Below are 14,981 nucleotides of genomic sequence, written 5' to 3' on the forward strand. Positions count from 1 at the left end.
AACGAGGTGTGCCCATGACCGAGCGACCCGTCCGCAGGCAGGCGCGCGGGCTCAAGCGCATGGCCGAGATCCTCGACGCCGCCGAGCTGGTGATCGCCGAGATCGGCTACCCGGACCTGACGACCAACCACGTCGCGGCGCGAGCGGGGCTGTCGCCGGGCTCGCTGTACCAGTTCTTCCGCAACAAGGACGAGATCCTCGACGGCCTGGTCGCCCGCTACACCGACGAACGCCAGGAGTTCTGGGCCGGCCGCCTGGCCACTCTCAGCCCGACGGTCCCCCTGGAGGTCCTGGTCGGCCAACTGGTCGACGAGAGCGTCGCCTTCAAGTCACGCGCCCCCGCCTACTGGGCCCTCCTGTACGGCACGGCCACCGGCGACCGCCTGGCCACCGCGTCGGCCCGCCTGCACGAGGCCATCGCCGCCAACGTGGCCACCATGCTCCGCCGCCGCTCCCCCGGCCTGCCCGAGCCCCGAGCGCTCCTGCTGGGCACCATGGCGGTCGCCATGGTCAAGGCGGTGATGCCCCTGCTCCCGGCCGCCCCGGACCCCGAAGCCCTGATCACCGAACTGAAGACCGCCCTGACCCGCTACCTCGCCCCACACCCGGCGGCGGGCTAGAGGGCGGCGGCTATGCGGGTGGCGGATTCGGTGACGAGCTTGCCGTACTCCGGGCGCAGGTCGTCGGTCATGCGGGTGGCCGGGCAGGAGATGCTGAGGCTGGCCACCGGGCCGTCGGCCCCCAGGACCCCGGCGGCCACCGCGGCGATGTCGGAGCGCCACTCCCCCCGGTTGTCGGCCCAGCCCCGGTCGCGGATCAGGGCCAGCTCCTCCCGCAGCACCTCCGGGTCCGTGATGGTGGCGGAGGTGTAGGGCTCCAGCGGCGGCAGGTCACCGGGCAGATGGGCCAGTACGGCCTTGCCGTTCGCCGAGGCGTGCAGCGGCAGCCGGATGCCCAGCGGCAGCACGATCCGCAGCGGCTTGTCGGTCTCCAGGCGTTCGATGAGCACGACGGCGTCCCCCTCGGGAACCATCAGGTGCACGGTCTCGCCGGTGCGCTGCCGCAGCTCCTCCATGACCGGCAGCGCCACGTCCCGCAGCCCCAGCTCGGCCCGCCGCCCGACCTGCAGCGCCTTAGTGGTGACCAGCCAGCGGGTGACCTCGCCCCCGGCGGGCCGGATCCAGCCCGCCTCGTGCAGGGTGCGCAGCGAGCGCTGCACGGTGCTCTTGGGCAGCCCAAGCGCGCGGGCGAGCTCGCCCACGCCGATGGGCTGCCGGGCCGCGACCTCTTCGAGGGCGCGCAGGGCGTTGACCACGTTCTGCATCCATTGACTCCTTCGACGACCCGCTTCTAAGGTTAGTGAACCGCAACACGGCACGCTGTGCCGCGAGACGGCACGGAGGAATCGTGCACTTCTTGCAAATCCCAGGCCCGACCAACGTCCCGCAGCGCGTGCTGCAGGCGATGGCCCGTCCGACCATCGACCATCGCGGGCCGGCGTTCGCCGAGCTCACGCTGGACCTGCTGCCGCGCCTGGCCGCGGTCGTCCAGACCGCCGGCGACGTGGTCGTCTACCCGTCCTCGGGCACCGGCGCCTGGGAGGCCGCCCTGGTCAACACCCTGTCGCCGGGCGATCGGGTGCTGGCCTTCGAGACCGGGCACTTCGCCACGCTCTGGTGCCGCATGGCCGCCGGCCTCGGTCTGGAGGTGGACGTCGTCCCCGGCGACTGGCGGCACGGCGTCGATCCCGACCTGGTCGCCGAGCACCTCACCGACGAGACCGCCGCCGTCATGGTGGTGCACAACGAGACCTCGACCGGCGTGCGCAGCCGGGTCCCGGAGATCCGGGCGGCGCTCGACCGCGCCGGGCACCCCGCGCTGCTGCTGGTCGACACGATCTCGTCGCTGGGCTCCATCGACTACCGGCACGACGAGTGGGGCGTCGACGTCACCGTCGGCTGCTCGCAGAAGGGCCTGATGCTCCCGCCCGGCCTGGCCTTCAACGCGGTCAGCCCCAAGGCGCTGGACCATCCGGGACGCCTGCCGCGCTCCTACTGGGACTGGGGGCCGATCATCGAGGCCAACCACTCCGGCTACTTCCCCTACACCCCGCCCACCAACCTGCTGTACGGCCTGGCCGAGGCGCTGGCCATGCTGGAGGAGGAAGGGCTTGCCCAGGTCTTCGCCCGGCACGACCGGCACGCGGAGGCGACGCGGCGGGCCGTACGGGGATGGGGGCTTGAGGTGTTGTGCGCCGACGAGCGGGAGTACTCCAGCGCGCTGACCGCGGTCGTGGTGCCGAACGGCTTCGACGCCGACGAGGTGCGCAGGGTGGTGCTAGAGCGCTTCGACATGTCGCTCGGCACCGGCCTGGGCAGGCTCGCCGGGCGGGTCTTCCGCATCGGCCACCTGGGCCACTTCACCGACCTCATGCTCGCCGGCACGCTGGGCGGCGTCGAGATGGGGCTGCGGGCCGCCGGGGTGCCGATCAAGGACGGCGGCGTCCAGCGGGCGCTGGCCTATCTGGAGGACGGGGCATGAGCCTCGCGCGGACGCTCGGTCCGCTGCTGTCCGGCGAGGTCAGGGACGACGACTACACGCGCCACCTCTACTCCTCCGACGCCAGCATGTACGCCATCGAACCCCTGGCCGTCGCCTACCCCAGGCACACCGACGACGTACGCGCGCTGGTCACGGCCTGCGGCGGGCTCGGGGTGCCGGTGCTGCCCAGAGGCGCGGGCACGAGCCTGGCCGGGCAGACCGTCGGCGCGGCGGTGATCGTGGATTTCTCCCGGCACATGAACCGCATCCTGGAGATCGACGGCGGCCTGGCCAGGGTCCAGCCCGGCGTGGTCCAGGACCAGCTCAACCGGGCCGCCGCCAAGCACGGGATGATGTTCGGCCCCGACACCTCGACCAGCAACCGCGCCACCATCGGCGGCATGATCGGCAACAACTCCGCCGGCAGCCACTCGATCCGCTACGGTTCGACGATCGACCACGTCGAGGCGCTGAGCGTGGTCCTGGCCGACGCCTCCACCCCCGATCTGGCCACGGACGAGAGGCTACGCGCCGGGGTGGCCGCGATCCTGGAGAACCTGGACCTCGCGGGCTACCCGCGGTTCTGGCGGCATTCCGGCGGCTACCGCCTCGACCGGGTCCAACCCGACGACCTCACCCCGCTGATCGTCGGCTCGGAGGGGACGCTGGCGGTGGTGACGGAGGCGACCGTACGCCTCGTGCCGCGGCCCGGCACGCGGGCGATCGCCGTCGGCCACTTCGACGGCACCCTGCCCGCGATCGCCGCCACCCACGAGGCCCTCGCCCTGGACGCCGCCTCGGTCGAGCTCATGGACAAAGCCATCCTCGACCTGTCGCGGCAGCGCGTGGACTACGCCGGGCTCGGCGACATCCTGGAGGGCGACCCGGAGGCGCTGCTGTTCGTGGAGTTCTTCGGCGACGACGCCGCCGACCGGGTGGAGGAACTGGCCAGGGCCTGGAAGGCGGCCGGGCACGGCTACCACACGCTGCGCGCCGTCTCCAAGGAGCAGCGCGAAGCCGTACTGAAGGTGCGCAAGGCCGGGCTCGGGCTGCTCATGGCCTCCAGCGTCGGCAGCCGGCGCCCGCTGGCCTTCGTCGAGGACACCGCCGTGCCGCCGGAGGCGCTGGTGCCGTACGTCGCGGAGTTCGCGAAGATCCTGGAACGGCACGGCATGAAGGCCGGCTTCTACGGCCACTGCTCGGTCGGCTGCCTGCACGTACGCCCCTTCGTCGACCTGCGCGCGCCCGGCGAGGTCGAGGCCATGCGCGCGGTCGCCGAGGAGGTCGCGGAGCTGGCCGCCCGCCACGGCGGCGTGAACTCCAGCGAGCACGGCGACGGCCTGGCCCGCTCGGAGTTCAACGAGCGGCTGTTCGGCGCGGACGTCTACGCGGCGATGCGGGAGGTCAAGCGGCTGTTCGACCCGGGCAACCTGCTCAACCCGGGCAAGATCGTGGACGCCGCCCCGATGACCGAGCACCTGCGCGACCCCTCCCGCCCCGAGCCGCCGCCGCTGCGCACGACGCTCGCGTTCGCCGACGGCATGCACGCCGCCGCCGACCGCTGCATGAACATCGGCGCCTGCCGCAAGGAGGACGCGGGCGTCATGTGCCCCTCCTACATGGCCACCCGCGAGGAGGAGCACTCCACCCGCGGCCGGGCCAACGCCCTGGTCAAGGCGCTGTCCTCGCCCGACCCCCGGGCCGCGCTCGGCGAGGAGCGGCTGCACGGCATCCTCGACCTGTGCCTGGAGTGCAAGGCGTGCACGTCGGAGTGCCCGCTCGGCGTGGACATGGCCTCGCTGAAGAGCGAGGCGCTGCACCAGTACCACCAGACGCACGGCGTGCCACTGCGCTCGCGGCTGTTCGGCGCGATCCGCACGCTCAACCGGCTCGGCTCGGCCACCGCGCCGCTGTCCAACCTGCTCGCCGCCCCGCTGCGCGGCGCGCTCGGCCTGGCCAGGCAGCGCCCGCTGCCCCGCTTCAGCCGCGAGACGCTGCCGCGCTGGCACGCCCGCCGCACCCCGGCACCCGGCGACAGGGGCGAGGTCATCCTGCTGGCCGACTCCTTCACCTCCTTCACCGAGCCCGCCATCGGCAGGGCCGCCGTCGAGCTGCTGGAAAAGGCCGGCTACACGGTACGGCTGGCCGCCGAAGGCTGCTGCGGCCGATCCAGCCTGTCCAAGGGCCTGCTCGACAGGGCCAGGGACATGGCCGAGTCGATGGTCACCCGCCTGTCCGCCTCCGACGCGCCGATCGTCGGGCTGGAGCCGTCCTGCCTGCTCACGCTCAAGGACGAGTACGCGGCGCTCCTGCCCGGCGACCCCCGCGTCAAGGAGGTGGCCGCGCGCGCCCGCCTCGTACCGGAACTGCTGCTGGAGGCCATCGACGGCGGCGCGCTGCCGCTCGGCGACGGCCTCGGCGGGCGCACGATCCTCTTCCACGGCCACTGTCACGAGAAGGCCGTCACCGGCACCGCCGCCACGCGCGAACTGCTCACGCGCATCCCCGGCGCCACGGTGAGCGAACTCGACGCCGGCTGCTGTGGCATGGCCGGATCGTTCGGGTTCGAGGCCGAGCACTACGAGTTGTCCATGAAGATCGGCGGCCTGCGGCTGTTCCCTGCCGTGTCCGCCACCACCGAGGACACCCTGGTCGCGGCCACGGGCGTGTCCTGCCGCCAGCAGATCGCCCACGGCACCGGCCGCACCGCCCGCCATCCCGTCGAACTCATCCGCCTGGTGACCTGACTCGGGGGAGAACGGAGTCATGTCATGTCCGCCGAACTCCTGTCCATACTCGCTCTCATCCTGATGTTCGTCGTGGCCACGGTCTTCCCCGTCAACCTGGGAGCCCTGGCCCTCGTCGGAGCCTTCCTCGTCGGCACCCTCGCCGCCGGGATGGGCACCGACGACATCCTCGGCGCGTTCCCCGGCAGCCTGTTCGTGATCCTGGTCGGGGTGACGCTGCTGTTCGCGATCGCCACCAACAACGGGACCGTCGACTGGCTCGTGCGAGCCGCCGTCCACCTCGTGCGCGGGCGCATCGTCGCCATCCCGCTGGTGATCTTCACGATCGCCGCGCTGCTCACCGCGGTCGGCGCGCCCGCACCCGCCGTCGCCGCCATCCTCGCCCCCATCGCGTACGGCTTCGCCGCCCAGTACAAGATCCACGCCCTGCTCATCGGCCTCATGGTCGCCCACGGCACCCAGGCGGGGGCCTTCTCCCCGATCTCGGTGCTGGGCGGCATCGTCAACGGGGTCACCAAGGAGGCCGGGCTGCCCAGCTCCAGCCTGGTGCTGTTCCTGGCCAGCTTCGCCTTCAACGCGGCGGCGGCGGTCATCGTCTTCCTCATGTTCGGGGGGCCGGCGCTGGCCCGCCGTACCGTGTCCGGCGGGCCTTCGGAGGAGCAGGTCGCGGAGGAGACGCTCGCCGAGGAGCACAGCGGGACCTCCGGCGGCGTGACTTCAGACGGCGGCTCGGCTTCTCCCGGCGGCGTGGCTTCTCCCGGCGTGGCTTCTGGTGGCGGCGGGACCGCGACCATCGCCAGGCCCGGGACGGGGCTGCGGCTGACCACGCACCAGGCGCTCACGCTGGCCGGGATCGTGGGGCTGTGCGCGGGGGTGCTGGCGTTCAAGCTGGACCTGGGGCTGACCGCGGTCACCGTCGCCGTGATCCTCTCGCTCACCTCGCCCAAGGCCAACAAGGGCGCGGTCGAGCGGGTGGCGTGGCCGACGGTGCTGCTGATCTGCGGCGTGGTCACCTACGTGGGCGTGCTGCAGGAGATCGGGACGATCGACTGGGTCGGCACGCACGTGGCGGCGATCGGGGTTCCGCTCGTGGTCGCGCTGCTCATCTGTTACGTGGGCGGCGTGGTGTCGGCCTTCGCCTCGACCGTCGGCATCCTGGGGGCGCTGGTGCCGATGGCGGTGCCGTTCCTGTCGCAGGGGACGCTCGGCCCGATCGCGATGATCGCGGCGCTGGCGGTGTCCTCGGCGATCGTGGACGTCAGCCCGTTCTCGACCACGGGCGCGCTGCTCGTCGCCAACGTCAGGGGCATGGACCGCGACGTCTTCTACCGCAAGCTCCTCGGTTACGGCGCCGCCGTCGTGGTCGTCGGCCCGCTGGCGGCGTGGGCGCTGCTGGTGGTGCCCGGCTGGCTCGGCTGACGCTTGACCGGTCCCCTCGTGAGCCGGTAGAAAACCATTAGGTTATGGAAACGAGGGGTTATGAACGAGATCGCCGACGTCTACCGCCGCCGGGCCGACGCCTTCGAGGCGAAGGTCGCCGCGGTCCGGCCCGAGCAGTGGGCGGACCCGTCGCCCTGCGCGCAGTGGACCGCCCGCGACGTGGTGGAACACATCGTGGACATGCACGCCGTCATGCTGAGCCCGGTCGGCCGCGGGCTCAGCCCTGCCCCATCGGTGAAGGAGGACCCGCTCGCCGCCTTCCGCGCCGCGCGCGCCGACGTCGAGGCGCTGCTGTCCGACCCGGCCGCGGCGAACACCGAGTGCGACACCCCGTCCGGGCGGATGACCGCCGCCCGGCACGTCAACGAGGTCGTGAGCGCCGACCTGCCGCTGCACGGATGGGACCTGGCCAAGGCGACCGGCCAGGAGGCCACCATCGATCCGGAGGACGTGCGGCTGTCGTGGGAGTCGGTGTCGGGGCTGCCGCCGGAGCTGCTCGAGAAGTTCCGGACGCCGGGGGCGTTCGGGCCGGGGATCGAGGTGTTCGGGCGCGAGGTTCCGGTCGCGCCCGAGGCTCCGCTGCAGGACCGGCTGCTGGGGCTGATCGGCCGCGACCCGGGCTGGCGGCGTCCCTAGGTTTTGTCCCCGGGGGCGGGCGTGTGCGCGCCCCCGGGGCAGGAGGTCAGCCGCCCGAGCCTACGGCCTGGCCGCCGTCCTCCCAGCGGTTGTTGCTCCAGACGTTGCCCTCGGCCTTGGAGTCGAAGTGGGCCATCGGGCCGTAGTAGCCGCACTTGCTGAAGACCTGGCGGCTGAAGACGTTGTCCTTGATGACCACGTTGTAGGGCGAGTAGGGGTGCTGGACGTGCTTGGCGCCGCCGTAGATGCAGTAGCCGCCTCCGGCCAGCAGGTTGCCGGTGACCTCCACGTCGTGGATCGGGCCGAAGACCGGGCTCAGGATGATGGCCGAGGTCTGGTTCTCCGGGTTGATGATCGTGTTGTGGCGGATGACCAGCTTGTTCTTCTCCTTGTTGCCGTTGGTCTGGATGCCGTCGGTGTGGTCGCCCGGGTTGGCCTGCCACATGTCGTGGATGTAGTTGTCCTCGATGAGGCCGGACTTGGCCATGATGGCGGCGTTCGACGTCGTGTGGATGTCGTTGCGGCGAACCGTCATGTCACCGGTGCCGTCGTTCCAGATGCCGATGTCGAGCTTGGTCTTCCTGTTCGAGCCGATCTCGCAGTTCTCGACCGTGAGGTTGGTGTGGCCGGGGCGTAGCTGGATGCCCCAGTAGCCGCTGGTGATGATCTTGCAGTTGCGGATCGTCACGTTGTCGGCCCAGATGTCGAAGCCCTCACTGACCTCCACCCCGTCGAACACCGCCCCGTCCTGCTTGACCTCGCCGCCCTTGATCTTCTTGAACGTGGAGACGGTGGGGCCGGTGTTGCCCTCGTTGGGGAAGCCGGCCATGGGGGGTGGGTCGGTGGGCTTGGTCGGGGTGGATGTGGGCTTCGTGGGCGTACTGGTCGGCGTACTGGTCGGCGTACTGGTCGGCGTACTGGTCGGCGTATTGGTTGGTGTGCTGGTCGGCTTGGTTGGTGTGCTGGTGGGCTTGGTCGGTGTGCTCGTGGGTGTGCTGGTGGGCTTGGTCGGTGTGCTCGTGGGCGTGCTGGTCGGCGTGGTGGTGGGCCGTGTGGGGGTGCTGGTCGGCTTGGTCGGGGTGCTGGTCGGCGTCACCGTGGGCTTCGTGGGCGTGACCGTGGGGGTGTTCGTGGGCTTGGTGGGGGTCGGCGTCGCCGTGGGGCTGGGGGACGGGCGGTAGTTGAAGATCACGTCGGTGAAGTAGTTGAACTTCGCCGGGTTGGCGTAGGCGGGGAAGCGGGGGCGCTTGCCGTACGCGAAGACGCCGTTGCGGTCGGACGGCGCGGACAGCGGACCGGACACGACCGGCTGCGAGAAGCCACCGCGCTGGGCGACATAGGTGCCGTGGCGGGTGTGGTACGAGGCGGTGTAGACCGCGCCCGCCGACACCGGGACGGGATCACCGAAGAGCGCCGTCTGCCACCCCTCGCGGGTCTCCTGACCGAACTGCGCCCTGGCCAGCACGCGGCCCCGGGCGTCCCAGAGAGTCCCGACATGTCGGCCACGCTCACCGCGCGCCTTGTAGAAGCGGATGCCGGAGATCTCGCCGTTTCTGTCGGCCGTGAAGCGTACGCCGAGTTCCAGGGGTATCCGCTCGACCCGGCGCGGGGCGGTGACCGGCCTTTCGTCCCAGAGGCTCGCCTGAAGGGTGCTGGGCGCCGACTGCGCCCGCATCTTTTCGACCTTCTGCGCTTTCTGCGTTTTCTGCGCCTGGCGGGCGGACCCCCCCGCCACGGCGCTCGTCGTCGGTATGGCGACCAGCGCGACGGCCACGAGCACCCCTAACGCCAGTCGCGATCTTTTACGCTTCGACCTGGCAGCATGAGATCCCACTGTTCGGCGCTCCGTCGTTTGAGGGTATCCGAATTTACTGTTTTGAGATAACCGCTTTCGAGCCCTCTTCTAATCTCGGCGCCAGATCATACCGACGCACCGAGTACACATACGGGAAATACCAAATTCCTCTCCATTTCCCCAATCCCCCCACCCCTCACCCCCTCCCCACCACCCCCGCCCCACCCCATCGCCCACCCCGCCATGGAGCCAGCCCACCCCGCGCCCTCACACCCCACACCCCACACCACCGCCAGGCATCACCACGCCCCCTCACCCCCGAGTGACTGCCCCACCGCGTCCCCACACCACCGCCAGGCGCCGCCACGCCCCCTCACCACCGTGCTACCGCCCCACCGCGCCCTCACACGCATGGGCCGGATGCCGGAGAGCAGGACGGGCGGCGCGCCCGAAAGCACGGCCCGGACGGAGCGGTTGGGCACGCACCGGGCGGGGCAGCAGAGGCGGAGCGGGTGCGGCAAGAGGGGTGCGCAGGACAGGAAGGGTGCGTGGGGCAGGAGGGGTGCGTGGGGCAGGAGGGGTGCGTGGGGCAGGGGTGGTGCATGGCGTGTGTAGGACGAGAGGGGTGTGTGGGGCAGAAGGGGCGTGTGGAGCGGAAGGGGCCTGTGGGGAGGGCGGGGGAGCATAGCGAGGGTGTGGGGGCTGAGGTGGGGTAGTGGATGAATCATGCTAAGTCGCTATGAGACATATATTTCGGTCTTTATACCGCTAACTGGGGAGCAGCCACCTGTACGGTGGTTGACTACTCACTGAATCACCCACAGACTCGCATCATAATGAATCATGTCGAATCGTCGTGCATCGTGCGCGGGGATCTCGGCCGATGCGGGAGGCACGTGCCTGTGGTGACGGACGACGGTATGGATCCGCAGATCAAGCGGCAGTGGCTTGGAGCAGAGTTGAGGCGTTTGCGTGACATGGCCGGCGTCTCGGGACGAGATCTCGCCGAACAGATCGGGATCAGCCAGTCCAAGGTCTCGCGGATCGAAGCCGGAGCGGCGATGCCGTCGTTTTCGCAGGTGATGGCGTGGGCCGAGGCGGTGAACGCGCCCGATGAAACGCGCGAGGTGCTCGCCTCGCTCACCCAGGCGGCCTTCACCGAGGTGCAAACGTGGCGCGCGGCCCTGCGCAACCGGCCGCATCTGCAGGGCGAGATCCAGAAGCTGGAGAGAGGGGCGCACCTGATCCGTACGTTTCAGCCCACGCTCGTGCCGGGGCTCCTGCAGACGGCCGAGTACGTGAAGCGGGTGCTGACCCTGTTTCAGCCCGGGTACGCGGAGGACAAGCTGGCCACCGTCCTCGCCGCCAGGCTGGACCGGCAGCTCGCCCTGTACGACGAGGCCAAGCGGTTCGAGTTCCTGATCACCGAGGCGGCGCTGCGGTGGCGTCCGGGACCGCCCCGGCTGCTGCTGGCCCAGCTCGATCGGATCGCCTCGCTCAGCACCCTGGAGAACGTCTCCGTCGGCCTCATCCCGCTCGCCACCGAGGCGGTCACCAGCATGGCCCACGCGTTCGTGATGTTCGAGACGGACGGCGAGGGCCACGACGACGAGGACGACGACGGTGCCGTGGTCACGGTGGAGACGGTGCACGCCAACCTGGTCGTCAAGGGGTCGGAGAGCGTGAGCCTCTACCACGACCGGTGGGCGGCGCTGTCCCGGATGGCGCTCTTCGACGACGCGGCCCGGTCCTTCCTGTCCCAGATCAGCGCCACCATCCGATCGGGAGGCTGAGCCATGCCCACCGCACCCTTACCCCGGCCTCCCACCCTCACCCCAGGAGTGGGCTGGGGCCGGCAAACCTGCCCGACCAGCGAGTCCCCACCCCCGAGCGCCGAGTGCCCGACCAGCGGAGCGCCACCCGCGAGGGCCGGGTGCCCGACCAGCGGAGCGCCACTCGCGGGAGCTGGGCGCTCAACCGACGGGGCGCCACCCACAGGGACCCGGTGCCCGGACGGCGGAGCGCCACCCGCGAGGGCTGGGTGCTCGACGGATGGGTTCCAGCCTGGATGGTCTGGGGTGGGGGTCCGTAAGGCGCTCGGGTCGGTGTCGGCCCGACGGCCGGCGTACGCGCGAGGGGTGCGTGGCACGCGGCCGTCCGGCCAGGCACGGCCCGAGTCGCGGCCGCCCGGGCTGGGTTCGCCCGGGCGGCCGCTCATCGGGTCAGGCCGGTCAGGCCAGCGCGGCCCGCCTGACCGGCAGGTCGAACTCGCCGGCCTTCACCGCCACGGTGAACGCCTCCCACTCCCTCTCGTCGAACAGCAGCACCGTCCCCTGCGGGTCCTTGGAGTCGCGCACGGCCACGACCTGCACCATGGCCACCTCCACGCAGGCGCCGCCGCCGTCGCAGGGCCGGCGGAAGTCCATCGGCGTCTCCAGCTTGATCTCGCTCATCTCGAGCCCTTCCTGGTGTCGGGTGTTTCTTCCTGACTCCAGACTCCACGGCTTCACCGTTAAGGATCTTGCCGTGACCTGCGAATACTCCGAATTTCGCCTGGGCCGCGGCCAGCCGTTTCTCCGGTTTCCCGGAGATCTTTCGAAGGAGGTAGACGAGGAACATGTCAACGGAAATAGCGGTCCGCGAGGGCCCGCCGCCGGTGCTGAGCCTGCTCGGCCCGGTGGAGGTCCTGCGGGGAGACTCGCGCTTCTCCCTGGGCGGCCCGCAGGTCAAGCGCATGATCGTGGCTCTGGTGGGAGCAGAGGGCAAGCACCTCTCCCACGCCAGGTTGAAGGAGTGGGTCTGGCCCGGCCAGCCCGCCGACGGTTACCCGGCCGACGCCCTGCACGGGCTGGCCAGCGCCGTGCGCAAGGCGTTCAAGGAGACGGGGATCCCGGCCGACCTCACCAAGGAGGGCCTGTCCTACCGGTTGCGGGTCGCCGACGAGCACGTTGACGTCCGTATGTTCCGTGAGGAGGTACGGCAGGCGCAGCACCTCCTGTCAGCAGGCCAGGACGCACCCGCGGTCCGCCTGCTCGGCCAGGCGCTGGCCAGGTCGAAGGGCGAACCGCTGACCGGCCTGGACGGCCGCCCGGTCGAACGCTTCCGGGAGGCGCTGATCGGGGAGGCCACCGAGGCCCGGCTGATCCTGGCCGCCGCCCGCATCAAGGGCGGCGACCACGGCGAGCAGATCGCCCCGCTGAAGGCGATCGTGGACCAGGACCGGAGCAACGTGGCCGCGGTCTGGCTGCTCATGCACGCCCACTTCCGCGACCACCACTGGGAGCTGGCGCACCGGGTGTTGCAGGGCGTCCCCGCGGCCCCCGAGTTCCTGCGCGACCTGGAACGCAGGATGCTCAGGTCCGACCCGGACCTGTACCGCCCCGAGGCGATCGACCTGCCCGGCGCGCCCGTCACCGTGACCCGCATCGAGCAAAACGACCCACCAAAACACGAAAAATCCCCGAGAATCGCGCTCACGCCAGAGGAGCCCCCACGAGCAGCCCCCGACACACCACCCGACAAGCCGCGAACACCCAGGCACCAGCGTGACACCGTCACCAACAACAGCTTCGGCAGCGGCGACATCCACACCTACAGCGCCGAGACCATGAACTTCGGGAACCGGTCATGACCGAGCTCATGCCGTACGGCGCGCCGTACCAGAAGGAAGAGCCGCAACCCGATCTCCCGCCCCGCAAGGAACCCGAGCCCGAGGAGGAGCAGCGCGAGGCCGACACCGAGCGCGGCCGGCGGGCCGACGGCCTGCGGTTCCTGTTCGGCCCCGGGTGGTACGCAGGCCCGGGCGGCGCGGGCCGCGACCGCACGACGTCGTGGGCCGCCCGCGACGTGCACAGCTACCACGCCGACACGGTGAATATGAACACCGTCTACCAGGTCGCGCAGGACTTCGTGACCCCGCCCAGGTTCGGCGGCCTGACCCGCGACGACCTGAACCTGCGGCACCGGCTCCACGTCGGCACCGGTTCCGACCTGTGGCTGCGCGAGAGCGTGGAGCGGCATCGCGCGGTGGTGCTGTGCGGCGAGGCGTCGACCGGGCGGCGCGACAGCGCGCTGTGGGTGCTGTCGGCGACCGTCCCGGTGGCCTCGGCGCCGCGGCACGAGTTCCCGGTGGAGATCGCCGAGGTGGGCACGATCGAGGCGTTGTTCCCGGAGTTTCCGGGCGGCGCGGCGCCGGGCTGGCGGATGGAGCGGGAACGCGCGTACGTGCTGGACGCGTCGGGCCTGAGCGGGCGGATCAACCACGCCCACCTGGCCGCGCTGAAGCGGGCGGCCGGCACGCGCTCGTGGGTGATCGTGCTGGCCTCGGAGCAGGCGCTGGCCGAGGATCTGCACGGGGCGCCCGAGGTGGTCGCGCACGAGCGCCCCGACCTGATGAGCGTGCTGGAGAACCACCTGCGGGGACGGCTGGAGGACGCGCCGGCCGGGGTCGAGGAGAACGCCCGCCGCCTGCTGGCCGCCGAGTCTCTGCTGATGGAGGTGTCCACGCTGCGCTTCCCCGCGGAGTCGGTACGCCTGTCCGGCGACCTGGCCATCCAGCTCCTCGCCGGCAGCACGGCCGAGGACGTGCTGACCCGGCTGCCGGGCCGGCGCGGGGAGAAGCTGCGCCGGTGCTTCCACGACGTCGATCCCCGGCACCTGGCGCTGCCGCTGGTGGCCGCCGCCGCGTTCCAGGGGCAGCCGGTCGGGAAGGTCGTGCGGGCGGCGGACCGGCTGCGGGAGAGCATGCCGGGCCAGAAGATCCCGCCGGACCCGTTCCTGCGCTGCCTGCCGGAGACCATGGACACGTTCGTCAGCGGCTTCAAGGGCATGGACGAGGAGGCCGCCCGGCGGGGGCGCGACCCCCGGGTGATCCTGCTGCCCGAGTCGCTCGGCCGGGACGTGCTGACCATGGCCTGGCGCGACCTGCCCGGCCTGCGGGCCACGATCCTCGGCTGGCTGGCGGCGCAGGCGGAACTGCCCGATCCGGCCATCCGGGTCCAGGCCGCCCAGGCCGTCGGCATGTTCGCCGTGCTGGACTTCGAGCACGTGGCCGTCACCACGCTGCTGCCGTGGCTCGAGTCCCCCGACCCGCGCCACCAGCGCGCGTTCAGCCTGGCGCTGGAGGCCGCCGCGGGCGCCGACGAGCGGACCGCGGAGCGGGTGCGCCGCCTGCTGAGGTCCGGCGGCTCGGCGGTGTCGCGGGGCACCCTCGTCGAGGCGTACGGCACGCGCATCGGCGCCCTCTTCCCCGACGACGCGTTGCGCGCGATCGACGCCTACCTGCGCGACACCCCCGACCGGCCCGGCGCCGCGGCCGGCGTCGGGCCGGCGAGGATCGCCAGGATCGTCACGGAGATCTTCGCGGGCGGCGCGGCCCACCAGGTGCTGAACCAGCTCCACGCGTGGTCGGGCGCGCCGCTGCGCGGCGTGGATCCGGTCGTGGCGCTCGTCCGGCGCCAGGTGGCGGTGCGCGCCTTGGTCCGCGTGGCCAGGCTGCCCGCGCCCGGCGTCGCCGTACCCCGGCCGCCGGCGCTCCTGCGCATGCTGGCGGGCGGCGAGGTCTCCGCGTCCAGGCTCCGCCCGTTGTGGCAGGTCAGCCTGACCGACCGGGACATGGGCAGCCGCGCGTGGGAGGTCCTGCGCCGCTGGGTCGAGGCCGCCGACGGCGACGACTCTCTGGTCGAGCCGGTGCGTGACCTCGTCGTCCCGCTCGCCGGCCGCAGCCGCCTGGAGAGCAAGCGGTTCTACCACCAGATCGAGCAGTGGAAGCGGCGCCGTGGGGGCGCCGCGTTCCAGGCATTCCCCTGTATCTGACTCTTTAG

At 71.5% G+C, this 14,981-nt stretch carries 11 protein-coding genes; 8 read left to right on the forward strand and 3 right to left on the reverse strand.

Annotated elements, in window-relative coordinates:
- Positions 1-14 precede the first annotated feature (14 nt).
- A complete protein-coding gene (locus tag ACIBEJ_RS27855) occupies positions 15-620 on the forward strand; it encodes a TetR/AcrR family transcriptional regulator (RefSeq protein ID WP_397185772.1) in 606 nt (201 codons plus the stop codon).
- On the opposite strand, the gene ACIBEJ_RS27860 is transcribed toward ACIBEJ_RS27855, so the two are convergent.
- Complete coding sequence (locus ACIBEJ_RS27860; RefSeq protein ID WP_397185773.1) at positions 617-1,324, reverse strand: IclR family transcriptional regulator; 708 nt, start codon at positions 1,322-1,324, stop codon at positions 617-619. The two genes, ACIBEJ_RS27855 and ACIBEJ_RS27860, sit on opposite strands and share 4 nt — an antisense overlap.
- An 83-nt stretch (positions 1,325-1,407) precedes the next feature.
- On the opposite strand from ACIBEJ_RS27860, the gene ACIBEJ_RS27865 reads away from it, so the two are divergent.
- Genes ACIBEJ_RS27865 through ACIBEJ_RS27880 form a run of 4 tightly spaced genes read left to right on the forward strand, consistent with a single transcriptional unit; the run spans position 1,408 to position 7,364 of the window.
- Complete coding sequence (locus tag ACIBEJ_RS27865) at positions 1,408-2,541, forward strand: pyridoxal-phosphate-dependent aminotransferase family protein (protein ID WP_397185774.1); 1,134 nt, start codon at positions 1,408-1,410, stop codon at positions 2,539-2,541.
- Entirely contained in the window at positions 2,538-5,288 is a 2,751-nt protein-coding gene (locus ACIBEJ_RS27870; RefSeq protein WP_397185775.1) for an FAD-binding and (Fe-S)-binding domain-containing protein, read from the forward strand. Before ACIBEJ_RS27865 ends, ACIBEJ_RS27870 begins: the two co-directional genes overlap by 4 nt.
- 24 nt (positions 5,289-5,312) lie before the next feature.
- On the forward strand, positions 5,313-6,707 hold the full coding sequence (locus ACIBEJ_RS27875) for an SLC13 family permease (RefSeq protein ID WP_397185776.1): 1,395 nt from the start codon (positions 5,313-5,315) through the stop codon (positions 6,705-6,707).
- Positions 6,708-6,767: 60 nt separating this feature from the next.
- Complete coding sequence (locus tag ACIBEJ_RS27880; RefSeq protein ID WP_397185777.1) at positions 6,768-7,364, forward strand: TIGR03086 family metal-binding protein; 597 nt, start codon at positions 6,768-6,770, stop codon at positions 7,362-7,364.
- A gap of 46 nt (positions 7,365-7,410) precedes the next feature.
- On the opposite strand, the gene ACIBEJ_RS27885 is transcribed toward ACIBEJ_RS27880, so the two are convergent.
- Positions 7,411-9,039 carry a DUF4082 domain-containing protein gene (locus ACIBEJ_RS27885; protein ID WP_397185778.1) on the reverse strand — a complete coding sequence of 543 codons (1,629 nt, stop codon included), beginning with the start codon at positions 9,037-9,039 and terminating at the stop codon, positions 7,411-7,413.
- Between the two features lie 1,040 nt (positions 9,040-10,079).
- Between ACIBEJ_RS27885 and ACIBEJ_RS27890 the strand changes: the two genes are divergently transcribed.
- The gene (locus ACIBEJ_RS27890; RefSeq protein ID WP_397185779.1) at positions 10,080-10,952 is read left to right on the forward strand and encodes a helix-turn-helix domain-containing protein; all 873 of its coding nucleotides are present in this window, start codon (positions 10,080-10,082) and stop codon (positions 10,950-10,952) included.
- 438 nt (positions 10,953-11,390) lie between these two features.
- Here ACIBEJ_RS27890 and ACIBEJ_RS27895 read toward each other — a convergent pair whose 3' ends face one another.
- Complete coding sequence (locus ACIBEJ_RS27895; protein ID WP_397185780.1) at positions 11,391-11,612, reverse strand: DUF397 domain-containing protein; 222 nt, start codon at positions 11,610-11,612, stop codon at positions 11,391-11,393.
- Positions 11,613-11,776: 164 nt separating this feature from the next.
- Here ACIBEJ_RS27895 and ACIBEJ_RS27900 point away from each other — a divergent pair, with 164 nt between their 5' ends.
- Positions 11,777-12,790 (forward strand): BTAD domain-containing putative transcriptional regulator, encoded by a 1,014-nt coding sequence (locus tag ACIBEJ_RS27900; protein WP_397185781.1) that lies wholly within the window; start codon positions 11,777-11,779, stop codon positions 12,788-12,790.
- Positions 12,787-14,973 (forward strand): hypothetical protein, encoded by a 2,187-nt coding sequence (locus tag ACIBEJ_RS27905; RefSeq protein ID WP_397185782.1) that lies wholly within the window; start codon positions 12,787-12,789, stop codon positions 14,971-14,973. The genes ACIBEJ_RS27900 and ACIBEJ_RS27905 overlap by 4 nt, the downstream gene beginning before the upstream one ends.
- The last annotated feature ends 8 nt before the right edge of the window (positions 14,974-14,981 follow it).

Origin of the sequence: Nonomuraea sp. NPDC050790, from assembly GCF_044456745.1 — a bacterium.
Lineage (GTDB): Bacteria > Actinomycetota > Actinomycetes > Streptosporangiales > Streptosporangiaceae > Nonomuraea.